General features: G+C 59.8%; 22 protein-coding genes and 3 tRNA genes. 12 read left to right on the top strand and 13 right to left on the bottom strand.

The window, feature by feature from the left end; all coding sequences use genetic code 11:
- Positions 1-1,165 (bottom strand): elongation factor Tu (gene tuf / locus CN311_RS17245; protein WP_097574961.1); only part of this gene is annotated, 1,165 nt, incomplete at its 3' end.
- 283 nt (positions 1,166-1,448) lie between these two features.
- Here tuf and CN311_RS17240 point away from each other — a divergent pair.
- Positions 1,449-2,336 carry a DMT family transporter gene (locus tag CN311_RS17240; protein WP_097574955.1) on the top strand — a complete coding sequence of 296 codons (888 nt, stop codon included), beginning with the start codon at positions 1,449-1,451 and terminating at the stop codon, positions 2,334-2,336.
- 48 nt (positions 2,337-2,384) lie between these two features.
- Here CN311_RS17240 and CN311_RS17235 read toward each other — a convergent pair.
- Together CN311_RS17235 and CN311_RS17230 are read right to left on the bottom strand one after the other, a co-directional pair.
- Positions 2,385-2,458: transfer RNA gene (locus CN311_RS17235), tRNA-Gly, on the bottom strand.
- A gap of 26 nt (positions 2,459-2,484) precedes the next feature.
- A tRNA-Tyr gene (locus tag CN311_RS17230) sits at positions 2,485-2,569 on the bottom strand.
- A gap of 200 nt (positions 2,570-2,769) precedes the next feature.
- Between CN311_RS17230 and CN311_RS17225 the strand changes: the two genes are divergently transcribed.
- Complete coding sequence (locus CN311_RS17225; protein ID WP_097574954.1) at positions 2,770-3,612, top strand: TrmH family RNA methyltransferase; 843 nt, start codon at positions 2,770-2,772, stop codon at positions 3,610-3,612.
- A gap of 75 nt (positions 3,613-3,687) precedes the next feature.
- On the opposite strand, the gene CN311_RS17220 is transcribed toward CN311_RS17225, so the two are convergent.
- The 3 genes from CN311_RS17220 to gcl all read right to left on the bottom strand — a co-directional run bounded on the left by CN311_RS17220 (position 3,688) and on the right by gcl (position 7,413).
- The gene (locus CN311_RS17220) at positions 3,688-4,581 is read right to left on the bottom strand and encodes a 2-hydroxy-3-oxopropionate reductase (protein ID WP_097574953.1); all 894 of its coding nucleotides are present in this window, start codon (positions 4,579-4,581) and stop codon (positions 3,688-3,690) included.
- Between the two features lie 206 nt (positions 4,582-4,787).
- Positions 4,788-5,585, bottom strand: coding sequence for a 2-oxo-tetronate isomerase (gene otnI, locus CN311_RS17215; protein ID WP_097574952.1), 798 nt, complete (start codon positions 5,583-5,585; stop codon positions 4,788-4,790).
- Positions 5,586-5,631: 46 nt separating this feature from the next.
- Positions 5,632-7,413: a glyoxylate carboligase gene (gene gcl, locus CN311_RS17210; RefSeq protein ID WP_097574951.1), complete on the bottom strand. Its 1,782-nt coding sequence runs from the start codon at positions 7,411-7,413 to the stop codon at positions 5,632-5,634.
- A 204-nt stretch (positions 7,414-7,617) separates the two neighbouring features.
- Between gcl and bhcR the strand changes: the two genes are divergently transcribed.
- Positions 7,618-8,502 (top strand): HTH-type transcriptional regulator BhcR, encoded by an 885-nt coding sequence (gene bhcR, locus CN311_RS17205; RefSeq protein WP_097574960.1) that lies wholly within the window; start codon positions 7,618-7,620, stop codon positions 8,500-8,502.
- 55 nt (positions 8,503-8,557) lie between these two features.
- On the top strand, positions 8,558-9,052 hold the full coding sequence (locus CN311_RS17200) for a YbaK/EbsC family protein (RefSeq protein WP_097574959.1): 495 nt from the start codon (positions 8,558-8,560) through the stop codon (positions 9,050-9,052).
- 163 nt (positions 9,053-9,215) lie between these two features.
- On the opposite strand, the gene CN311_RS17195 is transcribed toward CN311_RS17200, so the two are convergent.
- Positions 9,216-9,515, bottom strand: coding sequence for a BA14K family protein (locus CN311_RS17195; protein WP_097574958.1), 300 nt, complete (start codon positions 9,513-9,515; stop codon positions 9,216-9,218).
- On the opposite strand from CN311_RS17195, the gene CN311_RS32285 reads away from it, so the two are divergent.
- Complete coding sequence (locus CN311_RS32285) at positions 9,508-9,699, top strand: hypothetical protein (RefSeq protein ID WP_133117209.1); 192 nt, start codon at positions 9,508-9,510, stop codon at positions 9,697-9,699. The genes CN311_RS17195 and CN311_RS32285 overlap by 8 nt on opposite strands.
- A gap of 384 nt (positions 9,700-10,083) precedes the next feature.
- Here the strand turns inward: CN311_RS32285 and CN311_RS17190 are convergent, their stop codons facing one another.
- On the bottom strand, positions 10,084-10,251 hold the full coding sequence (locus tag CN311_RS17190) for a hypothetical protein (protein WP_097574950.1): 168 nt from the start codon (positions 10,249-10,251) through the stop codon (positions 10,084-10,086).
- Between the two features lie 260 nt (positions 10,252-10,511).
- Here CN311_RS17190 and CN311_RS17185 point away from each other — a divergent pair.
- Both CN311_RS17185 and CN311_RS32995 read left to right on the top strand, forming a co-directional pair.
- Positions 10,512-10,587, top strand: a tRNA-Thr gene (locus CN311_RS17185).
- Positions 10,588-11,118: 531 nt separating this feature from the next.
- Positions 11,119-11,346: a hypothetical protein gene (locus tag CN311_RS32995; RefSeq protein ID WP_208866519.1), complete on the top strand. Its 228-nt coding sequence runs from the start codon at positions 11,119-11,121 to the stop codon at positions 11,344-11,346.
- 166 nt (positions 11,347-11,512) lie between these two features.
- Here the strand turns inward: CN311_RS32995 and CN311_RS32280 are convergent, their stop codons facing one another.
- Entirely contained in the window at positions 11,513-12,034 is a 522-nt protein-coding gene (locus CN311_RS32280; RefSeq protein WP_133117208.1) for a hypothetical protein, read from the bottom strand.
- Between the two features lie 309 nt (positions 12,035-12,343).
- Here CN311_RS32280 and CN311_RS17180 point away from each other — a divergent pair, with 309 nt between their 5' ends.
- A complete protein-coding gene (locus CN311_RS17180) occupies positions 12,344-12,832 on the top strand; it encodes a hypothetical protein (RefSeq protein WP_133117207.1) in 489 nt (162 codons plus the stop codon).
- Positions 12,833-12,834: 2 nt separating this feature from the next.
- Positions 12,835-13,242 carry a hypothetical protein gene (locus tag CN311_RS17175; protein ID WP_097574948.1) on the top strand — a complete coding sequence of 136 codons (408 nt, stop codon included), beginning with the start codon at positions 12,835-12,837 and terminating at the stop codon, positions 13,240-13,242.
- A 198-nt stretch (positions 13,243-13,440) separates the two neighbouring features.
- Here the strand turns inward: CN311_RS17175 and CN311_RS32620 are convergent, their stop codons facing one another.
- Together CN311_RS32620 and CN311_RS17170 are read right to left on the bottom strand one after the other, a co-directional pair.
- Positions 13,441-13,593, bottom strand: a complete 153-nt coding sequence (locus CN311_RS32620; RefSeq protein ID WP_165779732.1) for a hypothetical protein — start codon at positions 13,591-13,593, stop codon at positions 13,441-13,443.
- Between the two features lie 9 nt (positions 13,594-13,602).
- Entirely contained in the window at positions 13,603-14,373 is a 771-nt protein-coding gene (locus CN311_RS17170; protein WP_133117206.1) for a hypothetical protein, read from the bottom strand.
- Between the two features lie 32 nt (positions 14,374-14,405).
- Here CN311_RS17170 and CN311_RS17165 point away from each other — a divergent pair, with 32 nt between their 5' ends.
- From CN311_RS17165 to CN311_RS17155, 3 genes are all read left to right on the top strand, one after another.
- Positions 14,406-14,720: a hypothetical protein gene (locus CN311_RS17165; protein ID WP_133117205.1), complete on the top strand. Its 315-nt coding sequence runs from the start codon at positions 14,406-14,408 to the stop codon at positions 14,718-14,720.
- A gap of 200 nt (positions 14,721-14,920) precedes the next feature.
- A complete protein-coding gene (locus tag CN311_RS17160) occupies positions 14,921-15,118 on the top strand; it encodes a hypothetical protein (RefSeq protein WP_097574957.1) in 198 nt (65 codons plus the stop codon).
- A gap of 141 nt (positions 15,119-15,259) precedes the next feature.
- Positions 15,260-15,898 carry a cupin domain-containing protein gene (locus CN311_RS17155; protein ID WP_097574956.1) on the top strand — a complete coding sequence of 213 codons (639 nt, stop codon included), beginning with the start codon at positions 15,260-15,262 and terminating at the stop codon, positions 15,896-15,898.
- A gap of 77 nt (positions 15,899-15,975) precedes the next feature.
- Here CN311_RS17155 and CN311_RS17150 read toward each other — a convergent pair whose 3' ends face one another.
- A complete protein-coding gene (locus tag CN311_RS17150) occupies positions 15,976-17,970 on the bottom strand; it encodes a diguanylate cyclase domain-containing protein (protein ID WP_245440854.1) in 1,995 nt (664 codons plus the stop codon).
- Positions 17,960-18,574: a TetR/AcrR family transcriptional regulator gene (locus CN311_RS17145; protein WP_097574944.1), complete on the bottom strand. Its 615-nt coding sequence runs from the start codon at positions 18,572-18,574 to the stop codon at positions 17,960-17,962. The genes CN311_RS17150 and CN311_RS17145 overlap by 11 nt, the downstream gene beginning before the upstream one ends.
- Positions 18,575-18,610: the final 36 nt, after the last annotated feature.

Genomic DNA, 18,610 nt, shown 5'->3' with positions numbered 1-18,610 from the left:
TGGTGACGACGATGCCGGCACCGACGGTGCGGCCGCCTTCACGGATGGCGAAGCGCAGCTTCTCTTCCATGGCGATCGGCACGATCAGCTCGACATCGACCGTGATGTTGTCGCCAGGCATCACCATCTCGGTGCCTTCCGGCAGCGACACGATGCCGGTCACGTCCGTCGTGCGGAAGTAGAACTGCGGACGGTAGTTGGTGAAGAACGGCGTGTGACGGCCACCCTCGTCCTTGGTCAGGATGTAGGCTTCGGCCACGAACTTCTTGTGCGGCTTGACCGTACCCGGCTTGGCCAGAACCTGGCCGCGCTCGACGCCTTCACGGTCGACACCGCGCAGCAGCGCGCCGATGTTGTCGCCGGCCTGGCCCTGATCGAGCAGCTTGCGGAACATCTCGACGCCCGTGCAGGTCGTCTTGGTCGTCGGACGGATGCCGATGATCTCGAGCTCCTCGCCAACCTTGACCACGCCGCGCTCGACGCGGCCGGTCACCACCGTGCCACGGCCCGAGATCGAGAACACGTCCTCGATCGGCATCAGGAACGGCTTGTCGAGCGGGCGAACCGGGGTCGGGATGTAGGCGTCGACCTGCTCCATCAGCTCGCGGATCGCGTCCTCGCCGATCTTCTTGTCGGAATCTTCCAGAGCGGCCAAAGCCGAACCCTTGACGATCGGAATGTCGTCGCCGGGGAACTCGTTCTTGGTCAGAAGCTCGCGCACCTCGAGCTCGACCAGCTCCAGAAGCTCGGCGTCGTCGACCTGGTCGACCTTGTTCAAAAACACCACGATCGAAGGCACGCCGACCTGGCGGGCCAGCAGGATGTGCTCGCGCGTCTGCGGCATCGGGCCGTCGGCGGCCGAAACCACCAGGATCGCGCCGTCCATCTGCGCGGCACCGGTGATCATGTTCTTCACATAGTCGGCGTGGCCGGGGCAGTCGACGTGAGCGTAGTGGCGGTTGGCCGTCTCGTATTCGACATGCGCCGTCGAAATCGTGATGCCGCGCGCCTTCTCTTCCGGAGCCGCATCGATCTGGTCATAGCGCTTGTATTCGCCAAAATACTTGGTGATCGCCGCCGTCAGCGACGTCTTGCCATGGTCGACGTGACCAATCGTGCCGATGTTCACATGAGGCTTAGTGCGCTCGAATTTACCTTTTGCCATAGTCTCTTTCCTTGGACGGCCGGAACCTTCAGTTCAGTCGAATGCGGGGCGATTAGCGACAACGGCCGAAAAACACAAGTGCCTTGTGGCTGAGCGCTTTCCGCTCGGTCCGAACCCATGATCCGATTTTCGGGGGATATGGCGCGGATATAGGAACGCCAGCCGGGAAATGAAATAGGCAGGCGCCCGGCTCGTCGAAGGCCGCATTGCCCCTGCCCTTGCTGGAATCACAGCGCAAGCCTGGCCCATTGCCGCCGCAGCATCCGTCTGATTTGTTCGACCGATGCAGTTCATTCCCAGCTCCATTCGCGGCCCGCTGTTCATGATCGTCTCGACCGGGTCGTATCTGGTCAACGATACGATGATGAAGCTCGCGACCGTTGGCCTGCCGCCCTACGAGGTGCTGTTCCTGCGCGGTATGGCGGCCACGCTGTGGGGTGTGCCGCTGCTGTTCCTGCTCGGTTATAGCAGGCAGATCCCGCTGATCCTGGACGGGAAGGTCCTGCGCAGGAACCTGCTCGAGTTGGGTGCGATCCTTTGCTATGTGGTGGCGCTCGCCAACATGCAGATCGCCGATTCGACTGCGCTGGGGCAGATCACGCCGCTGCTCATGCTGGTCGGCTCCTCGATCCTGTTCGGCGAGCGGATCGGCGGCATGCGCATGGCGCTGATCGGTCTCGGCTTCATCGGCGCGCTGATGGTGGCGCAACCGACGATGCAGGGCATTTCGGTCTATGCAGCGCTGGCGCTCGGCAATGCTGCGCTCGCCGCCGCGCGCGATCTCGCCGGGCGCAAGGTCGCCTCGAAGGTGCCGGGCATGATCGTCGCCATTTCCGCCGTCGTGGTGGTGCTGGCCGGCGCGGGCATCGCGCATCTTGCGACCGAGCAATGGGCGGCGCCCGCGGCCCATCATCTGCTGCTGATCGCCGGGGCCGGGCTGTTCCTGATCTTCGGCCATTTCTTCATCTTCATGGCCTATCGCGTCGGGCCGACGAGCGCGGTAGCGCCGTTCTATTATTGCTTCACTGTCTGGGCGGTCATTTCGGGCCTGGTGGTGTTCGGCCAGTTCCCGAATGCGCTGGCGGTCTGCGGCATCCTGCTGGTGGTGGCCAGCGGGCTGACCATCGTGTCGCTCGACGAGCGCAAGCGCCGGCTGGCCGTCGTCGCCTAGTAGAGGCCTGAAACCAGCCCGGCGCGCTTGGTGTTGAAAAGGAAAACTTGGAGCGGGTAGCGGGAATCGAACCCGCATATTCAGCTTGGAAGGCTGCTGCTCTACCACTGAGCTATACCCGCACGTTTCAAGGCCTACGGGCTGGCAGTGGTGGAGAGGGTTGGATTCGAACCAACGTAGGCTAAGCCAACGGATTTACAGTCCGTCCCCTTTAACCACTCGGGCACCTCTCCAGCCTGCCGTCGAAGCCTTGCAACGAGGCATTCTCGCCGATCAGGGAGGAAACCTCTGGTTTTCTCCGAAATCAGCGAAGCGCCTTATGGCGGCAAGGCCATTTTGTGTCAACCGCGCAGCCAGGCTTTTTCGCTGTTGTCCGGCATCCGCGGCGACGTGCCATATCCTTAGCCGAAAGAGGCGGTTATAGAAGCCAGCCATGAGCAACAAGACCGGCACGCCGAAAGACACCCATTACGCCAAGCTGCGCCGCGCCTATCGCGACGACAAGGCCGGCGCGCCGGCGTTCCGGCCGCGCCAACCGGTGCCGCCAGGCGAAAACGCCAGCGACGGGCTGGTGCGACTCTATGGCCTGCACACGGTGCGCGCCGCGCTCGACAATCCGCGCCGCAAGATCAGGAAAATGCTGGTGACGCGCAACGCGGCCGAGCGGCTTGATATCGCCGACCTCGCCGCCTTGCCCTTCAAGGCCGAGCTGGTCGAGCCCAGGGAGATCGACAGGATCACCGGTTCGGACGCCGTGCATCAGGGCGTGCTGGTCGAAGCCGAGCCGCTGAAGCCGAAACGCCTCGATGCGCTTGGCGACACCAGGCTGGTGCTGGTGCTCGACCAGGTCACCGACCCGCACAATGTCGGCGCGATCCTGCGCTCGGCGGTCGCCTTCGGCGCCGGCGCATTGATCACCACGGCGCGCCACAGCCCGCAGGAATCCGGCGTGCTGGCGAAATCCGCCTCCGGCGCGCTTGAACATATCGACCAGATCGAGGTGAAGAACCTCGCCGATGCGCTTGGCCAGCTTCACGATGCCGGCTTCCAGACCATCGGTCTCGATTCGGACGGGCCGGCGGAACTCGAAAAGAGCTTTTCCGGCGACAGAATAGCGCTGGTGCTCGGCGCGGAAGGCAAGGGCCTGCGCCAGAAGACGCGTGAGACGGTGACGACGCTGGCCCGACTCGACATGCCCGGCGCCATCCGCTCGCTCAACGTGTCGAACGCCGCGGCGGTGAGCCTTTATGCGGCGAGGAAGTTTTTGAAAGAGTGAATGGTGAATGGTGAATGGTGAATGGAAGTGGCAGAGCGTCGTTCGACGTCTATAGTCAGTTCTATCTACCATTTACTATTCACCATTCACCACCTCATGTCCCGCCATCCGCTCCAGCGCCCTGACCAGGGCCGAATGATCCTCCTTGGCGCCGCCATTGGCCGCGCAGGCGTTGAATAGCTGCTGCGTCGTCGAGGTGTTGGGTAGTGCTACGCCAAGCGCCCTTGCCCCTTCCAGCGCGAGATTGAGATCCTTCTGGTGCAGCTCGATGCGGAAGCCCGGCGCGAAGCTGCGCTTGACCATCCGCTCGCCATGCACTTCGAGAATACGCGAGGCGGCCAGCCCGCCCATCAGCGCCTGCCGTACCTTGGCCGGGTCGGCGCCGGCTTTCGATGCAAAAACAAGCGCTTCGGCGACCGCTTCAATGGTCAGCGCGACGACGATCTGATTGGCGACCTTGGTGGTCTGGCCGACGCCGTTGGGACCGACCAGGGTGATGTTCTTGCCCATCTTTTCGAAGACCGGCCTGGCGCGTTCGAAGGCCTTTTCTTCTCCGCCGACCATGATGGTCAGCGACGCCGCCTTGGCGCCGACCTCGCCGCCCGACACCGGCGCGTCGAGATAGTCGCAGCCGAGATCGTTGATCTTGCTGGCGAATTTTTTGGTCTCGATCGGCGAGATCGAGCTCATGTCGATGACCAGCCTGCCCTTGGCGAGGCCGGACGCGACGCCCTTGTCGCCGAACAGCACTTCGGCCACCTGCGGGGTGTCAGGCACCATGGTGATGATGATGTCGGCAGCCTTGGCCACGGCATCATGGCCGGTGACCGTCTTCAATCCCTTGGCGACGAGATCGGCCGGTGGCTTCGAGCGGTGGCCGCTGGCCACGACTGTGTAGCCGGCATCCAGCAAGTGCCCCGCCATCGGCGCGCCCATGATGCCGAGGCCGATGAAGCCGATGGTTTCCATTGTTTTTCTCCTGAAATCTTATTGGAACTCAACCAGAGGTCGGCGCAGCCTCTCATCCGCCTGCCGGCACCTTCTCCCCGTTTAGTGACGGGGAGAAGGGAAGCGCTCCAGCGTCGGCGCCCCTCTCCCCGTCTCTATACGGGGAGAGGGCAAGATACGGGGAGAGGGCAAGGGTGAGGGCAGCGCCAGCGTTGGTTGGAAATCGCTTAAGCCGCCGCACTCCCTCGCCCGGCAAACTCCCGAAACCATCCCAACCCCGCTTCCGTCCCGGCCTTTGGCTTGTACTCCGCCCCGATCCAGCCCGCATAACCAATCCGGTCGATATGGCTGTACAGGAAAGGAAAATTGATTTCGCCCGTCCCCGGCTCGTGACGGCCGGGATTGTCCGCAAGCTGGATATGGGCGATGCGGTCGAGATTGGCCTCGATGGTACGGGCGAGATCCCCCTCCATGATCTGCATGTGATAGATGTCGTATTGCAGGAACAGGTTCTTCGAACCGATGCGGTCGATCAGCGCCAGTGCCTGGTCCGAGTAGTTGAGAAAAAAGCCCGGAATGTCACGGGTGTTGATCGGCTCGATCAAAAGGCGAATGCCGGCCTGCTCCAGCTTCTCGGCCGCGAAGGCGAGGTTCTCGGCAAAGACGTTTTCCAGCACCAAACGGTCGGCGCCCTGTGGCGCGATGCCGGCGAGGCAGTTGACCTGCTCGCAGCCGAGCGCATGGGCATAAGTGATTGCCTTGGCGACGCTTTGCCGGAATTCCGGCACACGGTCTGGCAGCACGGCGATGCCGCGCTCGCCTTTTGCCCAGTCGCCGGCCGGCAGGTTGAACAGCACTTGCGTCAGGCCGTTCTTCTTCAGCCTGGCGGCGACGACATCGGGCGCATGGTCGTAGGGGCCGATATATTCGACGCCCTTGAAACCGGCGCGAGCGGCCGCATCGAAGCGGTCGAGGAATTCATGCTCGCCAAAAAGCATCGAAAGATTGGCTGAAAAACGCGGCATTCTTTTTCTCCCTGGAGCATCGATCCAAAAATTGGATCCAAACAATCTAGTCCAGCATGACGATCGCTGTCGGCGCATCCTCATGGCTTTCGGCAAGTTCCTCGAATTCGGTGATCTTGTCGATTTCCGTGCCCATCGAAATATTGGTAACGCGCTCCAGGATGAATTCCAGCACGACCGGAACCTGATGCTCCTTCATCAGCTGCTGCGCTTGCTTGAAGGCGCCGCCGAACTCCTCGGGCTTCCTCACCCTGACCGCCTTGCAGCCCATGGCCTCGGCGACGGCGACATGGTCGACGCCATAGCCCGCCTCGGGGTCATCCTTCCGGTTGACATTCTCGAAGGCAAGACTGACCTCGAAATCCATGGAAAAGCCGCGCTGCGCCTGGCGGATCAGGCCGAGATAGGCGTTGTTCACGACGACGTGGATGTAGGGCAATTTGTGCTGCGCGCCGACGGCCAGTTCCTCGATCATGAACTGGAAATCATAGTCGCCGGACAGCGCCACGATGGTGCGGTCGGAATCGGCGGCGCGTACGCCGAGTGCGGCCGGCAGCGTCCAGCCGAGCGGGCCGGCCTGGCCGCAATTGATCCAGTTGCGTGGCTTGTAGACATGCAGGAACTGCGCGCCGGCGATCTGCGACAGGCCGATCGTGGTGACATAGGTGGTGTCGCGGCCGAACGCCTTGTTCATCTCCTCATAGACGCGCTGCGGCTTCAGCGGCACCTGGTCGAAATGCGTCTTGCGCTTCATCGTCTTCTTGCGCTGCTGGCATTCCCTGGCCCAGCCCGACCAGTCGTGCAGTTTCCCCGCCGTCCTCCACTCGGTGGCGACGTCGAGCAGCATTTTTAACGCCGCGCCGGCATCCGAGACGACGCCGAGGTCCGGCGCGAAGACTCGGCCTATTTGCGTGGGTTCGATATCGACATGGATGAATTTCTTGCCCTTGGTGTAGACGTCGATCGAACCGGTGTGGCGATTGGCCCAGCGATTGCCGATGCCGAAGACGAAATCGGCTTCGAGCATGGTCGCATTGCCGTAGCGATGCGAGGTCTGCAGCCCGCACATGCCGGCCATCAACCGGTGGTCGTCGGGGATCGCGCCCCAGCCCATCAGCGTCGGAATGACGGGCACGCCGGTAATCTCGGCGAATTCGATCAGGAGATCGGACGCGTCGGCATTGATGATGCCGCCACCGGCGACGATCAGCGGCTTTTCCGCTGCGTTGAGCATCGCCAGCGCCTTCTCGGCCTGGCCGCGCGTCATCGCCGGCTTGAATGGCGCCAGCGGCTCATAGGCGTCGATGTCGAATTCGATCTCGGCCAGTTGCACGTCGACCGGCAGGTCGATCAGCACCGGGCCCGGACGCGACGAGCGCATCAGGTGAAACGCCTTCTGCAGCGCCATCGGCACCAGATAGGGCTCCATGACGGTGACAGCCCATTTCGCCACGGGCGCCGCGATCGCGGCGATATCGACGGCCTGGAAATCCTCCTTGTTCAACCGCGCACGCGGCGCCTGGCCGGTGATGCACAGGATGGGGATAGAATCCGCCGCCGCCGAATAGAGCCCGGTGATCATGTCGGTGCCGGCCGGGCCGGAGGTACCGATGCACAGCCCGATATTGCCAGCCTTTGCCCGCGTATAGCCTTCGGCCATATGCGAAGCGGCCTCGACATGGCGCGCCAGGATGTGGCGGATCGAGCCCCTCGCCTTCAGCGCCGAATAGAGCGGGTTGATCGCGGCGCCCGGCACGCCGAAGGCACAGGAAATGCCTTCCTTTTCGAGAACGAGAACCGCGGCGTCGACAGCGCGCATCCTGGCCATAGCAAGCCTCCGCAAATGTGTTGATGGCCAAGGATGACAGCGTTCCCGCTATTTTTCAATTTTTTCAGAATATTTTTTCATTTCTAAGAAAATGACGGTATCCGCTGATTTTATTGTGCTTTCCGTTTTCCAGAAATCGACCTCCTCTGACCGATGAAAAACTTTTTCATTGCGTGTTTCGCGGGACTTGGCGACAATGGCGGCATGGAAACGACCGAAAAACGTCAGCGTGGCCGGCCCCGCTCCTTCAATGGCCCCGCCGAGGCCACCTCGGTCCAGTCGCTCGACCGGGCGCTGCGCATCCTTGCCATCGTCGCCGAAGGCAGCGGCCTGTCGCTGAGCGAGATCGCCGCCAGTTCCGGCCTGGCTGCCTCCACCGCCTACCGCATGCTGACGACGCTGGAGAACCACGGCATGGTCGAGTTCGACGGCACCGACCAGCTCTGGTCGATCGGCGTCGAGACCTATCGCATGGGCGCGGCGTTCCTGCGCCGCCGCAAGCTGGTCGACCGCGCCCGCATCGTCATGCAGGAACTGATGGAGAAGACCGGCGAGACCGCCAATCTCGGCGTCGCCGAGGACGATTGCGTCGTCTTCGTCAGCCAGGTCGAGACGCATCAGGCGATCCGCGCCTTCTTCCGGCCGGGCACGCGCAGTTCCTTCCATGCGTCGGGCATCGGCAAGGCGGTGCTGGCGCATCTCGACCCCGACCGTGTCGCCACCATCCTGCGCAAGGCCGGGCTGGAGCGCTTCACCGAAAACACGCTTTCCGACATCTCCGCACTGGCGCACGACCTTGTGAGGATCAAGCTGCGCGGCTGGTCGGTCGACGACGAGGAACGGCATCCGGGCATGCGCTGCGTCGCCGCCGCCATATTCAACGAGTTCGGCGAGCCGATCGGCGGCGTTTCGGTCTCGGGGCCGACGGTGCGGGTGACGCCGGAGCGGCTGGCGGAGATCGGCCCGCTGGTGCGTGAGGCCGCGGCCAATATCACCAGGATGATCGGTGGCCTGCCGGCCTCTTCTTCACCAAGCCGCCCCGCCGAGCCGGGTTCACTCTTCGAGATTGGCGCAGCGCGCTCACCTTGACAGCCGCCCGGCTACGGCCAAGGTTGCGTCCATCTTCCGCCAGCCGAAAAGACGCATGAGCCTCCAGTCCGTCAAAGCCTTCTTCGCCGAACATGCCCCCGACATCGAGGTGATCGAAACGTCGACAAGCTCGGCGACCGTGGCGCTCGCCGCGGAGGCGCACGGCGTCGAGCCGGGGCAGATCGCCAAGACCATCTGCCTGCGCGTTGGTGAGCGGGTCATGCTGGTCGTCGCGCGCGGCGACGCGCGCATCGACAACCGCAAATCGCGCGATGCATTCGGCGGCAAGCCGCGCATGCTCGATGCCGGGCAGGTGGCCGAGATCACCGGCCATCCGGTTGGCGGCGTCTGCCCCTTCGGCCTCGCCTCGCCGCTGCAGGTCTATTGCGACCTATCGTTGCGCGCCTATGACGAGGTTGTGCCGGCGGCCGGCGCAACCAATGCGGCGGTCAAGATCGGCGTCGAGCGCATGGCCAGGCTGGTCGGCGCTGAATGGTGCGACATCTGCCAGGACGCCGGGCCGGCGGCGGATGCGCCAACCGCCGAATGATTCCGGGCACGGCAGCGTGCCGCTAGAGCATTTTGCAGCCAAGCGGAACCGCTTGGCGTCGCACAAATGCGGTTGAAACAAGCAGATAGAGCGGGGCGCGTGGTCCAATTTGAACGCATCCCGCTCTAACGGAAAAAGGGGCGGCGGCGCCCCCTTCCCTTGCTCAAAGCCCGCAGTAGTGACGATAGCCGTCGTAGCCGACATAAGTGTCGGTATAGGGATCGTAGCTCCGGTAGCGATCGAGGCAGCGGCGGACGTGCCACGAACCGCGCTCCTCCTCGATATAGACGGTGCGCGGCTGGGCGAGCGCCGTGCCGAGGAGGAAGCCGCCGACGCCGGCGGCGATGCCGATGCCAAGGTGCCTCCTGTGATGACTGCCATGAGCGGCCGAAGGCTGAATGGTGCCGGCCAGCATGGCGGCGGCGACGGAGGTGGCGATGAGGCCGGAAATGAAAGTGCGCATGATGGTCTCCTTGCTTCGTTGCGAGAGGCGATCCATCCGCCCCTTGACCATCAGTCGTTTCGGCGAGGAAAAAGGTTCGAAGAGTTTTTGGAGATTTTTTCGAACGGAGAAAATCGACCGGCCCGAGGTCGGCAAGGTTAGTTTGACCACGCAACAGATTGGCAAGGGCGTTGATGACGGCTAATCTCCCTCCTTGCGGGGGAGATGTCCGGCAGGACAGAGGGGGGTGCTGTCCCGCCGACCTGTATATCGATCGTAGTTACATCCTTCGGGTTCTCTTGGCGAAGCCTGGATCTCGAAAGTTAGCGATCCTTCCGACCCCCCTCTGCCCTACCGGGCATCTCCCCCGCAAGGGGGGAGATCAGCAGCTTCACCGGCGGCGCCAACCCGGACGCAAAAAAAGGCGGCCGAAGCCCGGCCGAAGCCGCCCTTTCACGAACCGGGTCACCTGATCAAAGGAAGATGATCACCTTGCCGTGCTTGTGGTGCTGAGTAGTGAGTAGTGAAATCCGTGCCATGACGCATCTCGATCCACTACTGACTACTGCCTACTCACTCTTTCACCGCGTCATCCCATGCCGGTGACGTGGCGCAGCCAGAAGGCGAGCGCGATGAAGCCGACGATGGTGGTAACCCCGGTCCAGTCGATATTGGCGTTCTTCACATCCTTGATGAGTTTCACCAAAAGAAGCCAGGCCACCACGACGATCGGCAGAATGATGATGAGTCTGATCATGCGACACCCTCGCTTTCGCATCGGCCCGAAAATCGGCATCGATTTTCGGAAAGCACGATGCGAAATCTAAAAGTATTAGAGCGTACTTTGTGCGTCCAATTGGACGCACGTCGCTCTAATGCGATTGCACCTCCTCCAGATATAGGAAGCGAATGGGCCGTTTTCAGGATGCACTCTCCGGCAGCCGATGCAGCAGGGCCGATAACCGAAAATGGAGTTTTGTCTTTACTGGCGCAACAAATATGCTACCGGAGCGCCGTGCCCTTGTAGCTCAGCTGGTAGAGCAGCGGTTTTGTAAACCGAAGGTCGGCGGTTCGATCCCGTCCGGGGGCACCACTTTTTACTTAACAAATTCAAATAGTTGTAGAGTCTGACGCAAGGCAATCTCGCACAGGTAGCCGTGCAACACGTTGCATTCAGAACCGCGCATTTACGGGCTTTATCAGATATTCCCACGGAGTCCGTGCAACACATCTGCAACACGGACCTCGCATGAAAAAAGGACCGCACGAGAAAGGCAGTCGATCACGTACCGACTCGATACCGTTGGCCGCACACAGAACAATCGTACCTTCGCGAGTTGGCGGGGTCGTCGTCTTTAACGGCCTTGAGTTTCGACGGCCTTGTGACACCTTCGATGTAGCATTTCGGGCACCAGCAGTCTCCATCTCTTACCGGCTCGTAGGTATCCAGTCGCCGCCGACGATCTGGTGTCACGGCTATTTGCCCCGCGAGTTCGACCAGCGCACCGTTTATTGGCAATGTTGAAGTCATCATTGAAGCTTCCCTTTCCTGAAACGGGCAGTGCCATGTTGAGCACTGCGCCAATGACATCGTAGGAAGGCTCGCCGAAAAAAGTCTGACCACATGAAAAAGCCCGCCGAAGCGGGCTTCTGTCTGTGGTGCGTGGGAAACGGTCAGGCGGCCACCAACACCTCGCCAAAAATCATGAGATCGCGCACCTCGCTTTCCTCCTGGCGCCGTAGGCCTGCACCTGCGGAGCCGCAAAGAACGGCGGTCAAGCCAGCGCTGTCCGACTACCAACTTCACAAGAGCCTTGTGAAACTGACCCGCAAAAAGAAACCGCGGACATAGAAAAAGCTCGCTCCGGTTACGACGCCAGAACGCAATTTTAATGCTGAAGCGTCGGCAATCGGTTCTCGCGAAAACCAGCACGTACGATCCGGCGTGCCGCCTGCGGAATAGATCGTCTAATCACGGACAGCAACTCGACTTCCTCCCGTCCTTACCTCTGTTAGCTTTAACGACATTCGATGTAGCGGTTTCTGTCGGCGTCTGTGAACCGCCGACAACCAGCCGCATTGTGTGGTGGCAATGCAATGTTCGAGTCGTGTACCGCGTCTGAAAAACCATTCGTAAAACACTTCTCGTAATTCTTGGATTCTTCAACCTCATCAAATATTTTAAGCCACCTAGTTTGGATGCGCACGAATACCTTTTTTCCTCGTGCGTCTGAGTTTCCTATGAATGTGTTATCTGCTTCGTTGCTTTGCATCTTGAAGCGGTTTGGATTTTCTCCTGCCGTAATCATTCTCCAGCCGCAAAGAACCCAGCGGTTTCCATCCGGCTTCATTTCGAATCTATAAAATTTGCCAGTGTCGTGACTTATGAGTATTGTACGACACATATATTTGGCCTGCGCTTCAGGAACAATCGAAGGGCCGCAAGTAGCATTGGCAAGAAAATTTTGGGTGTCTTGCGCGTGAGATGCACTAATTGAAGTCAAAAGGAAAACGAACAAACAGCCTATTAGGCGCAGCATGTTTAGATCCTCCGTTTTTTGCAGCAGTCTTCGAAGGTGGACCGACTTCAAACCGGACGCAAGTAAATAATTTCTGCTTTCTATTAGGGCTGGGCGGGACTGCTTAGGGGTTTGCTGGAGCGCGACGTTGATCGATGGCCGCTCAGTGGGGAAGCGGGCGAGCTGTCAAGCGGGCGCGCGTTGTTGGCAAGTGCGGGTAGAGCGGCGAGAGTGCTAGATGTCTCTACTACACGGAACGATCCTACCGATAACTTTGCTCCCTAACGGGCGCATGCTAAGCATACTCTGGGTCGTGGGTCGGGGGCATGAATGGGAAATGCTGAAACTTCGCTGTGCCAGTCCGTCCTGAGTTTGTGCGGATACCGCACCGCAACAGCTGAATGGGCATCAATAGCCGCCCTCTTTATTTCCGCATACGTGGCATTTACGGTCTGGCGCGTTCGAGAGCAGATATTGGGTAGGGTGCGACTCCCTGTCTTGATGTCTGGAATCGAAAAGAATTCCAAAACCATTGCGGGGTTGATGGGAAACTACGATATCAACAAGGATGCAATCAGCCTGGAAATGACGGTGTGTCAAACGCGCTTGAATCTAATTAAGCAGAGCGTAAAGGGGCGATCCAAGTCGTCAATCCGATCCTTGATAAGGGAAATAAGGCAGTACCGGGGAGAGCGAAATTGGCTCTCCAAGAAGCCTCCTCCCGCTTCCCAAGGGGCTGCATGGCATCTTTATGAAAGGCTAAACGGATTGATCGAGGAGCTCAAACATTTCCAAGATGATCAACGGTTTGGAGGATAATTGTGGCAGAGACGGACAGAGCGATCAAGTTCATATCAAAATTGGTACAGTTGACGCAGAGTAAGGCAATTGAATGGGAATCAACTTCTGCTCCTGATGATAAATTGTCGGCGGCGTTCATTGCCGAGCTTGAGGGTAGAAGAATTAGGATTCGCAAGTACTCGAAGGAATATCCAAACCCAGAATATGAGCGCTATACGCAATCTCCGACAATTTCGGCCTTTATAGTTTCTGGGCGAGAACCACCGAAGACGGTTCTAAGGTCGGGTATAATCCTTGAGATTCTCAACAACAAAGGTTTGCCGATTTACAACTTCGATAACAAAACAGGGCTGTCCGACTTGCTTGAAACTGCATCGTATTCGTCAGCGAAAATTGATGATCTCATGGAGTCGGTGTTGTCGAAGTAGCGCCACTGACGCAGTTCGACCTGATGCGCTCCAGAGATATGCTGCTCGATATTGATCTTCGGTAATCCACCGCCCGCTCACTCTCGTAGAGCCCAAACGCCCTCCAGTACTGCGTCTTCGTTTAAAGTTTGCTTCGTCATCTGCTCTCCTATTGCCACGCCCTAATGAATGGCGGGCCTAGATGCCCACCATCGTAAATCAAGCTTCCGTCGCTAACCTCACTTCAGGAGCAGCCGGCTGCAACAGCGTCAAAGCAGCCACGATCTGCGCAACCTCATGGTAAGGACGTTTCACAAGGTACTCGCCGATCGACTGGACTAGCGAGGCTTGGATGATGAATTTCTCTTCCATGGTGTCTCCTTAGGTGCGCAGTGCGCCGTAACCGGCTGTCTGGTGGAAGTCTTGGATAAGTGCAGCAACCCGTTCAGCCAGCTGTGGCAGCGTGACAGTGCTGGTGACGTAGGTTGTGCGGGTAAAGGTACCGGTAGGCACTCCCCAGCCGGTCTTTGCCGCAACAGGCGTGGTGCCGAAGAAACCAATACCAGTCGTGTTGACCTCGAACTTGGTCGCCGCAGCGCCGTCATTAATCTTGACGCCGCCTGTGCCTTTGCCCTGCACGATCATGGAGGGGTTAGCGTCAGAGCCGCCCGGCTGGACGATTGGATGATCAGTGGTGACCGCGCCTTTCAGCGAGACCCAGTTGACTGCCGAGGCAACATGCCCGATCTCGACTTGCTTATAGAACGAGGCGCCGCCTGAATAGAACGAATGGACGCCTGCGCCCTTCGTGCCAAAGCTGGCACCGACGTCCGTGTCGGAGCCTTTCATCCAAAGTAGCGGAGCTTGCCCGGAAACCGCGCCAGACACCTCGAAATTGTTGACGGCGTTGTTAATGGAAATGATTGCAAACTGCTTTTCGAAGTCTGAGTTCGAAAAGAAGAGCGCCTTCGACGCGCCACCAGCTGCCAGCCAGGTGTTGTCGGTCGTGTCCAGAAAGAGCAGCGATGCTGCTGTAGACCCCACCGCATTCATCGCGGCAATGGAGTCGTTATTATTTAGCAGTATGGCTTGGCCGGTCGTGAAGGAGGGCGATTTCTTGGCTGTCTTGTACCAAGGCAAAATTTTTGGCAAGTTCCTCGCGTCTTGGGAGAGGGCCAACAACTATGAAATCATCTTACATTGGCATGATGCCGGTCGCGGCAATAGTGATTTGCGTAAACTCATTCGTCGCAACCACCACCCACGCCAACTCGGTTGCCTTCGATCATGGGTATCAGATGGCGGCTTATTTGTTTTGCTCTCAATCGATCTATAACGACAAGCGTTTTGGCGACTTCCTCATTGAGGATAGGAAGTATGACAAAACTAAAGAGTACAATCGTGGCGTTGCCGCTCTGAAAGCCGCTCTCAAAGGCAACCACCCCAGCAAAGCGTGCTTCGATGCCGCTCGCGCCAGCGGTTCGTGGACCGCCCGCTGACGGCTTTACCAACTCCAGGCTCATCGAGCTCGGCCTTTAGGCGCTGCTAAGTCGCACTATCCGGCCCGACCGGAATCCCGCCCCGCCATTCAACGCCATTCGATTAAACTTCTCCTGTGCATATTAGTAATCGCTCAATTTAGCGCGCGGACAATATCTGGGCGGCGGTCAAACCAATGGGTGAACCAGTGGGTGTTGTCATGCGAAGTGACTTCGCAGCAGCGCGCGAGCTTTTGGAATGCGCGCAAAACCGTCTCAGCGGCATCGACGAAACGAGCCAACGTGTCAGCCAGGCGCTCGACGCGCTGATCGAGGAAATAGCCATCGCCGAATTCCGGAAGGCGCCAGTGACGATCGTGCCGTTTCCCCGTGCGCGGCCGCCCAGGCATGCCCGCTAGAATCGCGATTGCACTTGCGGGAAGTCAGCGCAGGCGTTTCCGCGATCGTCTTTCAATCGTCGTTGAAACAGCAGTTCCTTTGGCCGTATGGTGGCGAGCGCGGCACCGGGATGCTCCGGTGTTCCGAGCTACGAGCTCATCATGTCGTGCTGTGGGGATGTCTACGAGAACAAGGTGACTGGCGAATTTGCCGTGATCCTGCGCGGCACCGAAGACCGTGGCCGGGGACCAGGCATCGCCCATTTGACCGCCCGGCCGGGGGCCGCCGTGGTTGGCGAGCACTTCCACCCGAACATGATCGAGCGGTTCACCGTCTTCAGCGGCCGGCTCGACGCCCGCATCGCCGGCAAGACTCTTTCCCTGGAGCCCGGCCAATCCGCAACGGTGGAGGCTGGCGTGGCGCATGATTGGTGGAACAGCAGCAAGACCGATGAAGCGCATGTCCTGATCGAATTCGACCGGGCGCAGGGCACCGACCACATTGACCCGAACCGTTTCGAGCTGCTGATCGGCATGCTCTTCGGCCTGGCCAATGCTGGCAAGGTGGACAAGAAAGGCAGGCCGTCGCCGCTTCAGGCGGCAGTGATCGCCAGGGAATTTGCCGACGTGATCGTCTTCACCAGGCCGTCACCCGCGATCCAGAAGCTGGCGCTTGGAATCCTGGCGCCGCTCGGCAATCTGCTTGGCTATCGGGCGATCGACCCAAGCTACTGCAAACCGCACGGACATATCACGCCTGCCGCCGAAATCCTCGCTCTGGCAGGTCTTCCGGCTGGCTGATCCCGATCGAATGCAGGTAGTGGTCGCTTCGGAGCTGCTGATGCCGTTGATGATCGCCGCGCCTTTATGGCGCCTCGTTACCCGCGTCGAGCGGTGGTCGTCGCAACCGCATTTGGGTCGTAGGCCTTCCAGGTGCCTCGGCCTCTCGCCTTGGCCTGATAGAGCGCCTTGTCGGCATTCTTGAGCAGCCCCTCCGGATCTGCCTGATCTCCGGGGAAGACGGTATAACCGATGGTTCCGCCGGGAAGCAGGGTGACATCGTCCATCTTCAGCGGCTGCGACAAGTTCTTCATGATCCGTGTCGCCAGGCTGACGTCGCCGGTGCCGTCCGTTGGACCATACATCAGCACGGCGAATTCATCGCCGCCCAGTCTCGCAACCATGTCACCGCGCCTGATCGATTTCTCGAGACGTCGCGCAATCTCGACCAGAAACATGTCTCCCACGGCATGCCCGAAATTGTCGTTGACTTCCTTGAAGCGGTCGAGGTCGAGAAGCATGACGACAAGCTCTCCGCTCTCCGCTCGCGCCTTGTCGACCAGCCTGTTGAGTTCGCGGTTGAAGAAGGCGCGGTTTGGCAAGCCGGTGAGAGGATCGTGCAGCGCCTGGCGTTCGAGACTCTTCTCGAAACTGCGCCGTTCCGTTACATCAGAGATCGTCTGCACGGTGCAGCCATTGGCCAGGACCTTGGTGCGTAAGGCGAAGGTTCTGCCATCGCCGAGTTCGACCAGCTTCTCGCCGTCCTCGCGAAGCGTCGCAAGTTTTTCAGCCAGATGATCGTCCAGGCTTTTGCGAGGACCAAGCGGCTCCTCGCTAAGCTTGACCGACGCCCGGATGATATCGGCGAAGCTGGCGCCCGGTATCCGCAGATGTGCCGTGAGAGGAAACAATTCGCTGTAACGATTGTTGCAGAACAGAATGACGCCATCTGGATCGTACATCGCCAACCCATCATTCATGTTCTCAAGCGCCTGATCCAGATAGGCCTGGGTCTCTTCGAGCTTTGTTTGCAACGTCCTGCGCAGCGTGACATCGCGATTGTGCGTGATCAGCCCGATGACATCGCCCACATCGTTCGTCATCGGCGCCTTCAAGGTCGACAGCCAGCCTGTCGAGCCATCGGCAAAAATGCCCGGCTGCTCGATGGTGGCATGCTTTCCCTCCCGCAGCACCGCCAGTTCGTCGTCACGAAACTGTTTCGCGAGTTCCGGCGGATAGAAATCGAAATCGGTCTTGCCGAGAAGGTCGTCCGCGCTCGCCGCTCCCATCAGTTTCGCAGTGGCCGGATTTGCCGCCAGGAACCGGCCATCGACACCTTTGATGTTCAGGCAATCCGGCAAGGCGTCGACCATGGAGCGAAAAAGCTGGTTGGCGACGGACAGTTCGCGACGCCGCATTTCCTGGAGAAGCAGAACGCCCAGCAGCAGGGTGGCCACAAACGCCAGCAAAACACGCTGCCAAAGCTGCGATATCAGAACAGCCTGCTGTTCCAGGGGCAGCGTCAGCACAAGCACCGAACTCAACGTCGCAACCGCGGCAGCCATGAATATGAGGTCGAGGTATCGGATGCGCCGGGATCGACGCAGAGCATAGCCAAGCAATCCGATGGTCGTCGCAAGCATAATGCTCAAAACGCCCGAGAAGACTGCTCCGCCAAGATACAGGCGATACATCAAGGCCGCCCCGGCTGCCATGACGGCTGCGGGCACCCCACCGAACAAGCCTGTCACGGCGATCAACGGCCCACGAAAATCATTGTAGACGCCGGGGGAGGCCTCGAAGGCCATCATCATCGAGCCGACGGTGCCTGCGGTCATTACAACGCCAAACAGCAGCCTTTGGCGCGTCTCGCTCAACCGGGCCACGAAATCGCCCACGGAACTCCAGGCAACCAGCATGACAGCGGAAGCGGCAAGATTCGCAAAGAGAGGTTGCCAGATAGCCACCACGGAACCTTTCGGCATAAAGACCGGATGGCATTGTCGACGGCGACGAATTTCTGATTGGTTACTCGATTTATTTATCTGATTGAATGGTGAATTTATCACTTGCAGCGGATCTTCAAACCGCAATCGCCGCCACCAGAATCCGGTTCTGCCGGCGTATCGCCGCGCGCAACTCCGCAATCCTCGCCTCGTCGCGCTTCACGAATTCGATGAACATCATGTTCATGTTGTTGAAGATGAGTTCGCCGAGCGCCGACCCGTCGATGTCGCGGCGTGCCAGGCCGATCTCTTGCAGCCTGGCGATCAGGGCGCGGATCTGCTCGATCAGCGCCCGGTCGAGCCCGCTATAGGCCTGGCCGAACGGGCTGTCGGGAAGCTGCGTCGAGATTGCCATCGCCTGGCGCCACATCTCCTTGCTGAGATAATGCAGCGAATGCTCGATATAGATGCCGAGCAGCGTATCCAGCGCATCGCCGACATTGGCCGGCGGGTTGGCAACGACGCCGCGCCCGGCATTGAGCACCTCGTTGACCTCCATCGAGACGATGGCGCCGAGGATGTCGCCCTTGTTCTCATAGTAATTGTAGATCGTGCCGATCGAGACTTCGGCCTGAGCGGCGATCGTCTCAATCTTGGCGCCTTCATAGCCGGCCTCGCGGAAAAGGGCCGCGGCCGCCTCGATGATGCGGCGGTGCCGGTCTGCCTTTTGCCTTGCCCGCAATCCACTCATATCGGCTGTTTGCCACAAAAACAGAATTGACTCAAT

Source organism: Mesorhizobium sanjuanii, assembly GCF_002529485.1.
Taxonomy (GTDB): domain Bacteria; phylum Pseudomonadota; class Alphaproteobacteria; order Rhizobiales; family Rhizobiaceae; genus Mesorhizobium; species Mesorhizobium sanjuanii.
Note: the sequence above shows the minus strand (reverse complement) of the source record. Positions and strands in the feature narration are given on the sequence as shown.